Source organism: Elusimicrobiota bacterium (assembly GCA_028718185.1).
Lineage (GTDB): Bacteria > Elusimicrobiota > UBA8919 > UBA8919 > UBA8919 > JAQUMH01.
In genome coordinates this window covers 154,012-170,031 of the sequence record JAQUMH010000005.1, presented here as the reverse complement: position 1 = coordinate 170,031, position 16,020 = coordinate 154,012, and the positions used below count along the sequence as shown (strand labels likewise).

13 protein-coding genes are annotated in these 16,020 nt (G+C 38.8%); all 13 read left to right on the top strand.

Annotated elements, in window-relative coordinates; genetic code table 11:
- A partial coding sequence (locus PHE88_08455) for a hypothetical protein (GenBank protein ID MDD5687846.1) occupies positions 1 to 622 on the top strand: 622 nt, incomplete at its 5' end.
- Positions 623 to 719: 97 nt separating this feature from the next.
- The gene (locus PHE88_08450; protein MDD5687845.1) at positions 720 to 2,456 is read left to right on the top strand and encodes a DUF6067 family protein; all 1,737 of its coding nucleotides are present in this window, start codon (positions 720 to 722) and stop codon (positions 2,454 to 2,456) included.
- A 362-nt stretch (positions 2,457 to 2,818) separates the two neighbouring features.
- Positions 2,819 to 3,949 carry a M20/M25/M40 family metallo-hydrolase gene (locus PHE88_08445; GenBank protein ID MDD5687844.1) on the top strand — a complete coding sequence of 377 codons (1,131 nt, stop codon included), beginning with the start codon at positions 2,819 to 2,821 and terminating at the stop codon, positions 3,947 to 3,949.
- 30 nt (positions 3,950 to 3,979) lie between these two features.
- On the top strand, positions 3,980 to 5,134 hold the full coding sequence (locus tag PHE88_08440) for a M14 family zinc carboxypeptidase (protein ID MDD5687843.1): 1,155 nt from the start codon (positions 3,980 to 3,982) through the stop codon (positions 5,132 to 5,134).
- A 67-nt stretch (positions 5,135 to 5,201) separates the two neighbouring features.
- Positions 5,202 to 6,095 carry a polyprenyl synthetase family protein gene (locus tag PHE88_08435; GenBank protein MDD5687842.1) on the top strand — a complete coding sequence of 298 codons (894 nt, stop codon included), beginning with the start codon at positions 5,202 to 5,204 and terminating at the stop codon, positions 6,093 to 6,095.
- A 169-nt stretch (positions 6,096 to 6,264) separates the two neighbouring features.
- Positions 6,265 to 8,124, top strand: a complete 1,860-nt coding sequence (gene dxs / locus PHE88_08430; protein ID MDD5687841.1) for a 1-deoxy-D-xylulose-5-phosphate synthase — start codon at positions 6,265 to 6,267, stop codon at positions 8,122 to 8,124.
- Complete coding sequence (locus PHE88_08425; GenBank protein MDD5687840.1) at positions 8,103 to 8,912, top strand: TlyA family RNA methyltransferase; 810 nt, start codon at positions 8,103 to 8,105, stop codon at positions 8,910 to 8,912. The genes dxs and PHE88_08425 overlap by 22 nt, the downstream gene beginning before the upstream one ends.
- A 41-nt stretch (positions 8,913 to 8,953) precedes the next feature.
- Positions 8,954 to 10,498, top strand: coding sequence for an L-serine ammonia-lyase, iron-sulfur-dependent, subunit alpha (locus PHE88_08420; protein MDD5687839.1), 1,545 nt, complete (start codon positions 8,954 to 8,956; stop codon positions 10,496 to 10,498).
- 269 nt (positions 10,499 to 10,767) lie between these two features.
- Positions 10,768 to 11,493, top strand: coding sequence for a serine O-acetyltransferase (gene cysE / locus PHE88_08415; protein ID MDD5687838.1), 726 nt, complete (start codon positions 10,768 to 10,770; stop codon positions 11,491 to 11,493).
- Positions 11,486 to 12,223: a UPF0280 family protein gene (locus PHE88_08410; protein ID MDD5687837.1), complete on the top strand. Its 738-nt coding sequence runs from the start codon at positions 11,486 to 11,488 to the stop codon at positions 12,221 to 12,223. The genes cysE and PHE88_08410 overlap by 8 nt, the downstream gene beginning before the upstream one ends.
- Before the next feature lie 281 nt (positions 12,224 to 12,504).
- Positions 12,505 to 13,344 carry a sulfide/dihydroorotate dehydrogenase-like FAD/NAD-binding protein gene (locus PHE88_08405; protein MDD5687836.1) on the top strand — a complete coding sequence of 280 codons (840 nt, stop codon included), beginning with the start codon at positions 12,505 to 12,507 and terminating at the stop codon, positions 13,342 to 13,344.
- Positions 13,345 to 13,456: 112 nt separating this feature from the next.
- A complete protein-coding gene (gltA, locus tag PHE88_08400; protein ID MDD5687835.1) occupies positions 13,457 to 14,887 on the top strand; it encodes an NADPH-dependent glutamate synthase in 1,431 nt (476 codons plus the stop codon).
- Between the two features lie 395 nt (positions 14,888 to 15,282).
- The gene (locus tag PHE88_08395) at positions 15,283 to 15,960 is read left to right on the top strand and encodes a DNA alkylation repair protein (GenBank protein MDD5687834.1); all 678 of its coding nucleotides are present in this window, start codon (positions 15,283 to 15,285) and stop codon (positions 15,958 to 15,960) included.
- Positions 15,961 to 16,020 lie beyond the last annotated feature (60 nt).

The following is a 16,020-nucleotide window of genomic DNA, read 5'->3' as shown; positions in this document are numbered from 1 at the left end:
GACAAGAGTACCGCCGTCCGTAGGTAACACAACGCAATATGTTAATACCAGGAACCCGGTATGTTATGATTTTGGCGAGTTATCATTTAGTGGAAGTGCGGAAAGTGCACCAACACTACAAAACCAGATGTTTGCAAGGTCAGTAAATATAACGATACCATATACAACATCGGATATAGGGACATTAAGTGAAGATGGGCTTAGAATTTACTACTGGAGTGGAACAGATTGGGATTTAGTTACAGGAGCACAGACAGTAGATAAAGTAAACAACACGGTAACAGCAACCGTAAGACACTTTTCAACATATCGTATATTGGGTAGTTATGTATCTGCAGATTTAAGTAATATAAAAATCTATCCGAATCCATATAATCCGGCTACAGCGGTCCTGGGTAAATTAAAGGTGACAAACCTGCCATTAAATAGTATAATGAAATTGTATAGTGTGACAGGCGAGATAATCCGTGAACTCAAAGAAGTAGATTATGGTAATTTTGGCTGGCTCGAGTGGGATGCTAAGAATGACAAAGGAGACAAAGTAGGCAAAGGAATATATATTTACCAAATAGAAGATGTTACCGGTAGAAAGATAACAGGAAAAATAGGTCTGATAAAATAAGAGAAGCGTTATAGAGTTATAGAGTTCGTAGAGTTTATAGAGTTAAAACCCTAAAACCCTAAAACCCTATAACAGAATTTAATGGGAGGTTGTATTAATGAAGCAGAAAAGTTTTTTAAAGGTAGCAGTCCTAATAACCGTTGTCATCGGTTTTTTTGCAAATGTTTCTTGTGCGGCAGTGATGTATGATGCTTTTGTGGAAAATTCTATGTTAAGTGTATTCCGGGACAAAGAATTTACCGGTAAAACTAAAACCATAGAACTATATACAGCGAAAGACGAGTATGAGCCTGCGCAAATCATCATAATACCAAAAGGCAAAGAAGACCTGAAAGGTATAAAGATTGAATTTTCGGACCTCAATGGTAAATTATCCGATAACACTCCTATTAAAATAAGTAAGACTAATTTCGAGTATCACAATACCGCATATGTAATTTTGGAGAACGAGAATTGGTTTTTTAAAGATCTCAGTGGAGGACAAAGGCAGGAATTTATAAAAGCACGCCACCTTAAATCCATAGATGAACTTCTCGGATTACGTCCTGACCCGTTAAAATTAGACAAAGTATTTGATGCACACACTAACAATAACAATACAGTCTGGCTTACTTTTTATGTACCCAAAGAAGCTGTAGCAGGAACATATACAGGGACAGTTTCTATAATTCCAAAGAATGGCAAACGGACAGATGTAAAGGTTTCCTTAACAGTATGGGATTTTGTTTTACTAAAAGAATGTCCTTTAGGACTGCTTCAATGGGGTGACAATACAGCTGCTGCTAAAACTGTAGGAATACCTGAGTATGAATACATAAAAATGAAAGCAAAACATATGGTTAAACTTCACCGTGGGAATTCATATTTACCATGGAATCCGCCGACTGAAGGTTCTTATGATGATTTTGATAAAAAAACAGAAGAACTTATGCAGCTTGGTATGAACAAATTCTGGATTTTCGTAGATATGAGGTTTTTTTATCCTGCAGGACCTCTTCGTATTAAGAACAACGATGACCGTATGGGACCGGAACGGCAGGCAGTTCTTAAAAAAACATACAATCATTTGAAAGAGAAAGGCTGGTTGGATAATTTCATGTTAGTTACCTGGGACGAGCCCGACTTTCTAAAAGCAGGCGTTCTTGAAAAATGGCAGCAATCACAAAAGGAAATAATAGATGCCGGATTCACAAATTTTGAATCAGAATTTACCGGTCGTGCTTTAGGATGTCTTAACCAAATGATAGGCTATGCCGGCATATGGGTTCCTCATCTTAGCCTGTGGGAAGGTGAGATAACCGACTTTATGTTGGCCAGAAAAAAAGCTGGAGACAGAATTGGCTGGTATTGGGGCGCCACATTAGCTGCCCCCGGTTACATACAGCACCATCTTTTGATAGAACAAAGAAATATCTACTGGCTTGCATATAAATATCAAATTGATTTATTTCCTTTTTTTGATTATGACATGGGTTTTAGAGAACCAATAAACAAAATGTGGAAAAATAATGAAGAAGCATATCCAAGCTCAAGAAATTATCTTTATCCTAATCCTGCCCTTGATAAAAACAATCCGTTTTTTAGTTCAATCCGTGAAGAAGTAATGCGTGAAGGCAGGGAAGATTATTGTTACCTGTATATGCTGGGACAATTAGTTGATAAATATAAAAAAGAAGGAAACACGCAACTGGCAAAAGAAGGAGAAGACGTTATTACTAAAAGCATAAATATGGTTGCCCGGAATATGACAGATTATTCCACGACCCCTTCTGATATATATCAGGCAAAAAAAATGGTAGCCGAAGCTATTTTAAAACTTTCAAACAAAAAGTAATTTTGTTTTCTATAATAAGGTGTTTGTAGTCGCAGAGCTTGCTCTGCTGAATTAGGATTTGTAGCGGTGAGATTCTTGTCCGCCAAAGCATTAGTGGTGGGGCGGGCAATGTCAGAAGTCAGACATAATGTAGTTGCAGACCCTTGGTCTGCCGATTTTGTGTAGTGGTTATCTATTCAAATGTAGCTGCAGAGCTTGCTCTGCTTACGTTAAGAATTATATAGTAAAGAACCCCGCTTTTCAGCAGGGTTCTTTATTTTTTATCCCTTCGTCTATATCATCTTCTCAATGCCGGATTAGTGTAATTTTACCCATTGACATTTTTAACTGTTTGATATATCATATCGGAAAGGACACAGATTATGAATAACAAACATCCTTTAAATATAATAAAAATAGCAAAACAGTTATTAGAACATCCTTCGGTCCCGTTTAAGGAAGACGGAATTCGTAATCATATTCTTGAATTTTGCCAAGAGAGGAACGTTCCTGTTTCTGTTGATAATTTTGGAAACGTTTTAGCCGAGTATGGTAAACAATTTGAAAAAAATCTACCATTATGTTTTAGCGCCCATATGGACCATCCCGGTTTTATTATAGAAAAATACCTAGGTCGGGGCAAAGCGTCAGCTATCACCTTTGGCGATTTTCCCTGTGACCCTCTCAAGCCTGCTAATGTCCGCATATTCGGCAAACGGACACAGACAGTCGGTAAAATTATTAAAGTTATTCGTAATCCTAAACAACATATTACACGTATTGTACTTTCCGTTAAAAGTGAGGTTGCAAATTCCGATTTCGGTTTGTGGGATTTTCCGCCTTGTAGAACCGAAGGTGGGCTGCTTCATTCACGCGGTTGTGATGATTTGGTAGGTTGTGCAGCTATGCTGACAATGATAGACCAGCTTGTCCAAAGAAAAATACGACACCGTGTAATGTGCGTCTTCACCGTCGCTGAAGAAGCGGGTCTTCACGGAGCCAACTATTTGTGCATGAATAGAACTATACCGTCCCAAGCTACGGTGATATCGCTTGAAACCAGTAAAGCATTACCTGTTGCACCAATTCACGGCGGTGTGATTATCCGTGTCGGGGACAAACAAAGCATTTTCCATCCGGGAATAACCGCTTTTCTGGTTTACGTTGCTCAACAGCTTAAGTTGGAAAAGTCATCATTTAAATATAACCGGAAATTAATGGATGGTGGTACATGTGAAGGGACTGCATATCAGGACTTATATAAAACCGGTGCTTTATGTATCCCGCTTGGAAACTATCATAATCGCAACAACGAGAAAAACCGGATTGATGAAGAATATGTCGCTATAGACGACTTGGAAAATATGGTAAGATTATTAGTGGAAGTTGTTATAAACTCAAAAGAAATCAAACATTTCACAAAAAAGAACAAATCTCAATATCAACCCCACAAAGGACTGTTAGGTGAAATACATATTGAAAAAACAGGTTCTGAACGCATACTTGGTTTTTAATTATACATATTTATCTTAAGGGAATATTTTATGAAAACACCTGAGTTACACGGGAATTTTGATAACGGTTGTTGTAAAGTTATTAACTGGGAAAGTGAAAATAAGGTCCGTTGTCAACCGGATACACCTGAAGGAACAAGCGGAAATATCTGGTTTTATTGGCATGCATGTTTGTTAAATGCCAAAGGGAAAAACATACAAATTATTTTAGAGTGGACTAAGAATGAAGATAAAGAAAGCCCTTATGCAAGAAACCATAATTTTACAGAAGTTATTGAAAGAGTTATTTTTAAAAGTAGTGACGGACTGAATTGGGAGAACCTGGATACAGTGCATGTAGTTGGACAGGAAGTTCACATTGATGTACAACCGGAATCCGACAAGCTTTTTTTGGCTACCGATATACCATATACCCCGTCTAATTTGAATGACCTGATAAAAACAGTAGAAAACAGCGGTACAAAAATAGAAGTTGTTGGTACCAGCCGGGATAAAAGAAATATTTATGGTTTTATAATTAAGCCGAAAGAAAAATATATTGGTACTATATATTTACAAGCTCTTCAGCATAATCAGGAGACAAGCGGACCGAGGGTTTTAGATGCATTGACTCGTTATCTCATTGGTACACCTGAAGGTAAATTACTTCAAAAATATTTATGCTGGCGTATTGTTCCGGTAGTGGATATTGACGGATTATTTAACATAAAAAGGACCTCGTCCATCAACCCGAACAGAGATTGGAAAGCGTTTGAATTGCCTGAAACCAGTGCAATAAGAGATTGGTTGCTTTTAGCCAAGAAGAATGGTGAAAGGTTTGAAATGATTTTAGATTTACATATGGGCTGGGCTTCAAAAAAAGGTTCCGCTGCTTCGCTGACAAGATTTTCTAAAACAGCAGTTTCTGATGAGTATTATAAAAAGCAAATCGAATTTGGTGAATATCTTTTCAAGCATACCGATTGGGTTGATAACAGCTGGTGGGAACTAAAGATTCCGGATGGATGGTTTAATACATGGGTAAAAGATATTCTTGGTAGCCTAACACATTGTATTGAAATATCACGTTTTCAAACTTTCATTCGCAGTAAAAACCAATGGGAGAATATTAAACAAAGTCATTCAGAAAAATTTGGGATGCAATTAGCTCAAGCTATTGGTACGTTTTTTAATCCTGGTTTGTAAGCTAACCGAATACGGCATTTTAACTATCAGAAACACAGAGTTGACAACCCCAGACGGATTTAATAAAATGACAACACAAATGGACCTGAAAATATATCTAAAAAAGAAAAAAAAAATAATAGACAACGCTCTTAAAAAATATTTTTCCGAAAGCAAAGAAACACCGCCGATTATAAATACTGCAATGAAATACAGTATTTTTGCCGGTGGGAAACGGCTCAGACCCGTATTATGTCTTGCTGCCGGTGAAATTTGCGGTGGTTCCGTGAAAGATATTTTACCGACTGCCTGTGCAATTGAAATGATTCATACCTATTCGCTTATTCACGATGATTTACCGGCTATGGACGATGACGATTACCGCAGGGGCAAATTAACTTCTCACAAAAAATATGGTGAAGCAATAGCCATACTTGCCGGTGACGGACTTTTAACAAAAGCGTTCGAAATTATTCACCCGTTAGTTGTAAAAGAAGTAGCAGTAGCCGCAGGAACAAAAGGCATGGTAGGCGGACAAGTAGCGGATATAGAAATGGGGATGTCCGATGTCCGAAGTCCGAGGTCTAAAGTAAAAGGGTCTAAATCCGAAATATTAGTTAGATACATTCACGAGCATAAGACGGCGAAGATGATAGAAGTATCGCTTAAAGTCGGGGCGATTTTATCGAATGCCTCACAGGAAAAAGTCAAGGCGCTTTCAGATTACGGCAGAAAAATCGGGCTTGCTTTCCAGGTAGTTGACGATATTTTAGATATTACCGGTAATAAGAAAAAACTGGGCAAGAAAGGTTCAGATATAAAAAACAAGAAATTAACTTACCCGTCAATTTACGGAATAGAGAAATCAAAAGAAAAAGCAATCATGTTAATTGAAAGTGCCAAGAAAGATTTAAATATATTAGGTAAAAAAGCAACCATTCTTAAAGAATTAGCAGACTACATAGTCCAAAGAGAATATTAATTTAACCCCCTCACCTCTTTCCTCTCCCCACAGGGTAGAGGATGAAAAGTGAGATTTCCTCTTCCCACAGGAGAGAAGATGAAAAGTGCTATTTCTTCTCCCCATAGGGGAGAAGATGAAAGATGAGGGGGGACTATAATATTTTAGCAGTCAGGAGTAATATAAACAAATGTCCAAAATCCTTGATAAAATCAATAATCCTGTTGACTTAAGGTCACTAAAAAAAGAACTTTTACCCGACCTTGCCAAAGATATACGTGAACATATTATTTCAACTGTTTCACAAACCGGCGGTCATTTAGCGCCATCGTTAGGTACAGTAGAACTTACAATAGCTCTTCATTATGTTTATAATACACCAAAAGACAAAATTGTCTGGGATGTCGGTCACCAGGCATATGCACATAAAATCATTACCGGACGCCGCGATAACTTTTCAACTCTTCGCCAGCTAAACGGCATATCCGGTTTCCCCAAAATTGCAGAATCTGAATATGACGCATTTGGTACAGGTCATTCTTCCACATCCATATCTGCTGCTTTGGGCTTAGCTGCTGCCCGTGATTTAAAAAATGAAGATTACAAAGTTGTCGCTGTGGTTGGTGATGGAGCTATGACCGGCGGGCTTGCGTACGAAGGGCTTTTAAATACCGGGCATTTGGGAACGGACATGCTGGTAATTCTTAATGATAATGAAATGTTCATTTCTCACCGGGTAGGTGCACTTGCCGCATATTTAACTAAACTATTAACAGGCGGGCTTTACAGCAGGTTCCATAAAAGAGTTTCAAAGTTTTTATCACGAATTCATTTTTGGGGTTCGCAGATAATGCGTGTCGCCAAAAGATTTCGCGTATTGCTTTTCCCCGGAATGTTATTTGAAGAAATGGGTTTTGCATATTTGGGTCCTGTTCAGGGACACGACCTCGATAAAATGATAGAAATACTTTCAAAAGTAAAAAACCTGAAAGGTCCCGTGCTTTTACACGTCATTACGAAAAAAGGAAAAGGATATTCACCTGCTGAAAATAATCCCACAAAATTCCACGGAATAGGAAAATACGATGTAATAACGGGTGACCCGGTATCTGAATCAAAATATCCGAGTTATACAAAGATTTTTTCACAGACACTTATAAAACTTGCAAAAGAAGATGAAAAGATAGTCGCTATTACCGCCGCTATGGTTGACGGGACAGGACTTGTAGATTTCCAGAAAGAATTCCCTAAAAGATTTTTTGATGTAGGGATAGCTGAAGGACACGCGGTGACATTTGCTGCAGGTCTCGCAGCTGCAGGTTACAAACCTGTGGTCGCGATATATTCTACATTTTTTCAAAGGGCTATAGATGAAATAATTCACGATGTTTGCCTGCAGAAATTACCGGTTATTCTTGCAATAGACAGGGCAGGTATTGTAGGCGAAGACGGCGCAACTCACCAGGGTGCTTTTGACTTGACATTTTTAAGGATGATTCCGAACATAGTAATAATGTCGCCCTCCAACGAAAATGAACTTCAAAATATGCTTAAAACAGCGGTAATGTTAAATCAGCCGGTTGCAATCCGGTATCCGCGCGGTGAAGGTGTTGGTGTTAAACTTGACGATGTACCAAAAGTTTTACCTATTGGAAAAGCGGAAGTAATTACTGAAGGAAAAGATATTTTTATATTTGCCGTAGGGAATATGGTTAATGTTGCTGTTGAAGCTGCTCAAAAACTTTCTGCCGGAGGGATTTCCTGCGGCGTAGTAAATTCCCGTTTTATAAAACCCATAGATGCAGAACTTTTTAAAAGTATTTCACAAAGAGTTAAAAAAATAGTAACCATTGAGGAAAATGTTATTTCCGGTGGCTTTGGCAGTGCCGTTTGTGAACTATTAAGTGATGGTAATATAAAGATTCAGACAATAGGTCTTCCTGACAAGTTTGTTGAACACGGTAAACAAAGTGAAATCAGGGAAAAATATGGACTTACTGCAAATACAATCTACGAAAATGTTAAACAATGGTTAAAAAAAACCGCATAGATATTTTAATTTTCCAAAAAGCACTTACCTCATCTCTCAGTAAAGCTACCGCATTAGTGATGGAAGGCAAAGTAAGCATTAAAGATAAAATAATCACAAAACCCGGTTTTTTAGTTTCAGAAGATTCGGAAATACTAATCAAAGAATCTGACAAATATGTTTCCCGCGGTGGATTAAAGCTGGAAGAAGCGTTAGAAAAGTTTGCAATTAACGTTCAAGATAAAATATGTATTGATATCGGTGCGTCTACCGGCGGGTTTACTGATTGCCTGTTACAAAAAGGTGCAAAAAAAGTTTATTGTATCGATGTCGGGTACGGTATTCTGGATTTCAAACTCCGTAATGACCCGCGTGTTATTGTTTTTGAAAAAACCAACATAAGATATTTTGGAAAACGCGAATTATCGCAAAGTATCCTGTCATTGCGAGCCCGCCACGATTCATCGGCGGGCGAAGCAATCTCGTCTTATAGTAATATTGAATCGCATTTACCTGATTTAGCGGTTGTTGATGTTTCCTTCATTTCACTTGAAAAGGTTTTACCTAAAGTAAAAGAACTTGTGAAAACAGGTGGCGAAATAATCGCGCTAGTAAAACCCCAGTTCGAAGCCCCGCGCGGGTCAACAAAAAAAGGCGTTGTAGAAGATGAATCAGTCCGCACTCAAACTATTGAAAAAATAAAAGAATTTGCTAAAACTATCGGTCTAAAATATCTCAACGAGACATCTTCCCCGATAAAAGGACCCAAAGGCAACCTTGAACACCTTTTGTATTTTGAAAACGCTTAAAAAATATTTTCTGATATCACTACAATGGAGTTTTATCAAACATGGATTCTATAAGTATTTTAAATGATGTTCTTGGTCCGATAATGAGAGGTCCGTCCAGTTCTCATACTGCCGGACCTTATCATATTTCGGTTATAGCCCGTAACTTATTGAATGAAGAACCCGTTTCCGTAACATTTAGATTCGACCCTCAGGGCTCCTTTGCAAATGTCTACGAACAGCAAGGCTCTGACCTTGGTTTCATTGCCGGAATCGTGGGTATAGAAATGACTAACACAGATTTTACAAATGTAAAAGAATTAGCCAATAAAAAAGGTATTAAGTATGAATTTATTATTAAAACAATACCGGAAGCAAATCATCCCAATACAGTAGTAATCAATCTTACGGGCAAATCCGGTAAAAAACTTGCAATAACAGCTCAATCCATAGGTGGAGGTTCTGTTATTATTACCCACATTGAACAATGTCCCGTTAAAATTACAGGACAGTTTTATAATCTCGTGCTTGTTATTTCAAATAACCATGCTGAGGAAGCAAAGAAAATAATAGATTCTGATGGTTTATCAATTGATACCGAAGTGTTGCAATATAATAAATGTACCGTATTGCAAAGCAATAGAACTGCACCGGTAAATAATTCATTAAAGGAAAAACTAAAATCAATACCGGGATTTGTCAATTTTTGGGAGACTGCACCAATATTTTTTGTAAAGAAAGGAAAACCGTTATTTTATTCTGCCCAGGAAATAGCGGTATATGCAGAAAAAACAGGATTGTCTTTAGGCAAGATTGGTTTGGAGTACGAAGCGAATTTATTAGGACTTAAACCGGATGAAGTTATAGCCGAAGTGTTAAGGCGATTTTCTGTCATGCGTTCATCAATTGAGCAAGGGCTGCAGGGAAAAGCGAAACCCAGGCTTTTTGAACCTTTTGCAAAAGAAATATTTGATAAAGAATCCGCGGGTCGTTTGCGTTTCGGGGGATATACTACAAGAGCTGCAGCCAGGGCTTTGGCTGTAATGCACGTAAGTGCATCTTCCGGAATTATTTGTGCCGCTCCCACGGCAGGCTCGGCAGGTGTACTCCCTGCTGTTGTTGTAACCTTGGACGAGATTTTAAAACTTAGCCAGGAAAAAATCGCTTTGACATTACTGGCTGCGTCTACAATCGGAGTCATTGTCGCCACGCGCGCGACTTTTGCTGCTGAGCAGGCAGGATGCCAGGTGGAAATCGGGACTGCGGGCGCCATGGCTGCAGCTTCCGCTATTGAAGCAGCGGACGGCAACGTTAATATGGCGTTAGATGCCGCATCAGTATGTTTCCAAAATACAATGGGATTAATTTGCGACCCGGTTAAAGGTTTTGCCGAAATACCGTGTCATAGCAGGAATGCAGTAGCTGCTTCAAATGCATTTGTTGTCGCAGATTTAATTATGGGAGGATATAAAAATCTAATCCCTCTGGATGAAACTATTGATGCTTTATTCCAAGTTGGAAAAATGATGCCAAGAGAGCATAGATGCACAGCCCTTGGCGGACTATCAATTACGCCCTCCGCCCAATGTTTAAAGTTTTCCAAATAATGGGGGACTATGATGTAATTAAAAATCCTCAATAGGTGTTAAATATATGCTGTGTCGCAATGTCATTGCGAGCGATAGCGAAGCAATCTCATAAAATGTAGTCCATCTAAGATGGGATTGCCACAAGCCAATAAATTGGCTCTCGCTCGCCTCGCTGCGAAGCGGGCAATGACAAACCATGGATTGCGACACAGTCTGGGAAACGGGAATCTATGAATATGTAAAGATTTTTTTATTGTATTTTTTTTTAAATTTTGTAAAATTACCTTATGTTCAAAAAATTAAACGAAACAATATCTGTTATTTTTGAGAAAGACCCGGCAGCAAAGAATATTATCGAGGTTTTAATTTGCTATCCGGGGCTGCATGCTGTATTGACGCATAACGTAGCCCATTGGTTTTACAATCATAGTAGATTTACTATTGCAAGAATAATTTCCGAAGTTTCCAGGCACTTTACCGGTATTGAAATCCACCCGGGCGCCAAAATAGGCAAAAGATTTTTTATTGACCACGGTATGGGTGTTGTTATTGGTGAAACTACCGAAATCGGTGATAATGTTCTTATTTATCAGGGTGTTGTTTTGGGTGGTACATCATTACAAAAAGGCAAACGGCATCCTACAATAGGGAACGGTGTTACCATAGGTGCCGGTGCCATAGTTTTAGGTCCTATAAAAATCGGGGATAATTCCCGTATTGGTGCAGGTTCGGTTGTTGTATCAGAAATTCCTCCAAATTCTACGGCAGTCGGTATTCCTGCCCGTGTTGGTGTCGGGTTTTCGGTAAAAGATATTGAGATGTTAGAACACGGCAAACTACCCGACCCGATTGCAGATGCTATAAAATTCATAGTAAAAGAACAGGAAAAAATAGAAGAACGGCTGAAAAAAGTTGAATCATTAGAAGGCATTACTGCCGAGCTCGATAAATATGTTGAAAAGAAAAAGAAAGAATTAGAAGAAGAGTTTTGCGGTCCTGAATCTAATGTATGAACCACGGGTTTATAGAAATTTCACGTCAGCAGATGACCTTGTCGGATTTAAAGTTGTTAACGAAGAATCCGACCTTTATATTTTAGCAGACAGCGATTTAACTTCTCAATCTGAAAATTTACTGGCAAAATACCGCGAACAGCTGATTGATTACATAAAAAAATACCCGGAATTTCAATTTACACTTTCGCCATACATTATCCCTTCACAAATTTCCGAAGTTCCTGAAATAGTGAAGATGATGGTCCTTGAAACAGCGAAAGTAGATGTAGGTCCAATGGCTTCGGTTGCCGGTGCAGTTGCAGAGTTTATCGGCAACGAGTTATTAAAGCTTTCTAAAAATGTAATAATTGAAAATGGCGGCGATATTTTTATAAAAACAACAAAGCCGCGAAAAATAGGCATCCATGCAGGAAAGTCCAAGTTGTCCGATAAATTTGCAATTGAGATTTTACCTGAAATGACACCGCTTGGCATTTGCACTTCGTCAGCTACTGTCGGACCTTCGCTGAGCTTTGGAAAAACAGATGCGACCTGCGTTGTCGCAAAATCAGCAACTTTTGCAGATGCCTGTGCCACAGCAATCGGTAACATAGTCAAAGAAAAATCAGACATACAAAAAGCAATCGACTTTGCAAAATCTCTGAAAGATAAAGAATTGTTAGGTGTAGTTATAATTATAGACGACAATATCGGCATCTGGGGAAATCTAAAAATAATAGAGCAGTAAAAATCCCCCACCTCTTTCCTCTCCCCATAGGATAGAGGATGAACGCGTAGGGGTGAGCCTGACTACCGTTAGGCAGGCTTGCTCACCCAATAATTGTGACGTTAATGTAGTAGATTGCCCTTGGCAATCAGCAGTGAAAGACAAAATCCCCCTTTGTTAGAGAAAACCAGAGTTAAATTTTCTTTTACTCATATGGAAGAAAATGAAAATAGATTTTTCTTCTCCCTACAGGGGAGAAGATAAAAGATGAGGGGGGACTTTAATATTAGTACAAGGATTTTATGTTTAAAATTATAGAAAAATCAACACCATCCATTAAAGTAAACAAATTTGTTATAGAGGCGCCTGAAATTGCCAAAAAAGTTCTACCCGGTCAATTCGTTATTTTACGGCTTGATGAAAAAGGTGAAAGAATCCCTATAACAGTTGCAGATAAAGATATTGAAAAAGGCACAATAACGCTTTTTATCCAGGAAGTCGGGAAAACCACAACTAAAATGGGAACACTCAAAAACGGGGACAGTATTCTTGACATTGTCGGTCCTCTCGGTGTTCCTTCTCATATTGAAAATTTTGGTACAGTTTTATGTATCGCCGGCGGTGTCGGTGTTGCGGTTATATATCCAATCGCGAAAGCTCTCAAAGAAAAAGGCAATAAAATAATCAGTATATTAGGCGCCCGCTCAAAAGATTTCATGATTCTTGAAAATGAAATAAAAAAAATCTCAGACGAGTTTTATATTACCACAGATGATGGTTCTTATGTCCAAAAAGGTTTCGTCTCAGATGTTTTAAAAAAATTAATCGCCCAATCACCCGGGAAACCGGTTGCTGATATAGTTTACGCAATCGGACCCGTCCCGATGATGCGGGTTATCTCGGATATAACTAAACAGCACAACTTAAAAACAATAGTCAGTTTAAATCCTATAATGGTTGACGGTACCGGAATGTGCGGTGCCTGCCGGGTTTCAGTAGGCGGCGTCACAAAATTTGCCTGTGTCGAAGGTCCCGATTTTGACGGTCACCTTGTTAACTGGGCGGAACTCGTAAACCGGCTTTGTGTTTTCAAAACAAAAGAAAAAGAATCCCTAGACCACCATTGTAAATTAGATAAATAGATGAAATATAATAGAAATACAATTGAAATACATAGAAATTAAGAAACCTGCCCGCCATCAGGCATATCTGCGTAATCATTTTTTTAATTCTGTGTAATCTGCGTTAAAAACTATGGAAAAGATACCTCGTCAAAAAATGCCGGTTCAAAATCCACAGGAAAGAGTAAAAAATTTCTCTTCTGTAGCCCTTGGTTATTCCGAGGAGCAGGCTATTCTTGAAGCCAAAAGATGTATTCAATGTAAAAATCCGACCTGTGTAAAAGGCTGCCCTGTTGAAATAAATATTCCCGGTTTTATAAAAGAAATTGCAAATAAAAATTTTACCGCAGCAGCAAAAATACTAAAAGACAAAAACAACCTTCCGGCCGTCTGCGGCCGCGTTTGCCCCCAGGAAACCCAATGCGAAATCAAATGCGTCCTATCCAAAAAAAGCGACCCCGTAGCAATAGGCCGCCTGGAAAGATTCATCGCAGATTGGGAAAGAAAGAATAGTCCAATGTCCTTGCCCGCCAAAGATTCAGTGGAGGGCGATGTCCCAAATCTTAAATCCGAAATCTTGAATCTTAGATCCAAAGTCGCTATTCTCGGTTCCGGTCCTGCTGGGCTTACTTGTGCGGCGGATTTAGCGAAACTTGGTTATGAAGTTACTATATTTGAATCGCTCCATACACCGGGCGGCGTATTAATGTACGGCATCCCCGAATTCCGTTTACCTAAAGATATAGTCCATCACGAAATTGATTATATAAAATCGCTTGGTGTTAAAATAAAAACCAATATGCTTGTCGGTAAAATAAAAACAGTAAAAGAACTTTTTGATGAAGGTTATAAAGCGATTTTTATCGGGACAGGTGCGGGATTACCGCAGTTTTTAGGTATCCCCGGTGAAAATCTTAATAAAATCTATTCTGCGAACGAATTTCTTACAAGAGTAAACCTTATGAAAGCGTACAAATTCCCGGAATATGATACACCTGTAAATATCGGTAAAAGAGTTGCCGTTTTCGGCGCCGGTAATGTAGCTATGGATTCCGCGAGAGTTTCCCTGCGTTTGGGTGCAGAAGAAGTGTTTATTGTATACCGCCGTTCAGAAAAGGAAATGCCAGCCCGACTTGAAGAAATAGAAAATGCAAAAGAAGAAGGCGTAAAATTCCACCTGCTTACTGCTCCAATAAAGTTCATTGGTGACGAAAACAATAATGTTATTAAAGTAGAATGTCTGAAAATGGAACTCGGTGAACCGGACGCGTCCGGCAGAAGAAGACCTGTTCCGATAAAAGGCTCAGAATTCACAATAGATGTTGATACCGTAGTTATAGCAATAGGTCAAACCCCAAACCCGCTCCTTCCAAAAACAATATCCGACCTTAAAATCGGTAAACACGGCAATATTATTGTAGATGAAGTAACCGGTGCCACAAACATCCCCGGAATTTACGCCGGCGGAGACATAGCCACAGGTGCAGCCACAGTAATAGACGCCATGGGCGCCGGCAAAAGAGCCGCTAGAGCAATAGATGAGTATGTAAAAAGTAAAAAATAAGGAAAATCGTCCGATGTCCGAAGTCCAATGTCCAATGTCAATGTAGTTGCCGACCTTGGTCGGCTTATGTTATTAATCGTAGCCGCAGCGTCTTACGCTGCTTTTTTTAATGTAGTAGCACGCCCTCGGCGTGCCTATTTTAAATGAAAACCAAACAAATCGATTTTTATTATTTTTCCGGTACCGGCAACACGCTTTTAATCATAAAAAAAATGCGGGATATGTGTAAAATTATGTCCTTTAAACAATATAAAGCTGAATGAATATCCCGAATGGTCACTTAAATGCGAGTATTGTCTAAGATGCGTCTCTTTTTGTTCTGCAAAAGCCATCCCCTGCAGTTTTAATTATAAAGGTAAAACATATCGCGCTGTACAAAAGAGTGAGTTCTTATAATGAACCTCGAAGAAATCCTAAAAAAATTAAAATCATTATATAATCCTGCAAATATTGAAGGCATGGCGAGGTTTGGCAGTACCCCGAAAAACGCTTACGGCATAGCCATTCCTGTTTTACGCGAACTCGCAAAAGAAATAGGAAAAAACCACGAGTTGGCACTACAACTTTGGGATACAGAAATCCACGAAGCGAGAATACTATCTTCTATGATAGACGACCCGGAACAAGTTACAGAACTACAGATGGACACATGGGTCCAAGATTTTGATTCCTGGGATACTTGTGACCAGGTATGCGATAATTTATTCCAGAAAACAAAATTTGCGCATAAAAAAATAGACCGCTGGAGTAAAAGAGAAGAAGAATTCGTAAAACGCTCGGCATTTACTTTGATTGCCTGCCTGGCTGTACACGATAAACAAGCCAACGACCATACTTTCTTGGATTTCTTGCGCATTATAAAACGTGAATCAACCGACGAAAGAAACTTTGTAAAAAAAGCCGTCAACTGGGCATTAAGAAACATAGGCAAAAGAAACATCAAACTTAACCGATTAGCATTAAAAACCGTCCTGGAAATCCAAAAAATAGATTCCAAATCCGCAAAATGGATCGCCGCCGACGCCTTCCGCGAACTAAAAAGCACCGCAGTCCTAAAACGCTTAAAAAGATAAAAAAGTATTTAAATCACCTCTCCATATTATATCTTGACTATCAATAAAATATTTGTAGAA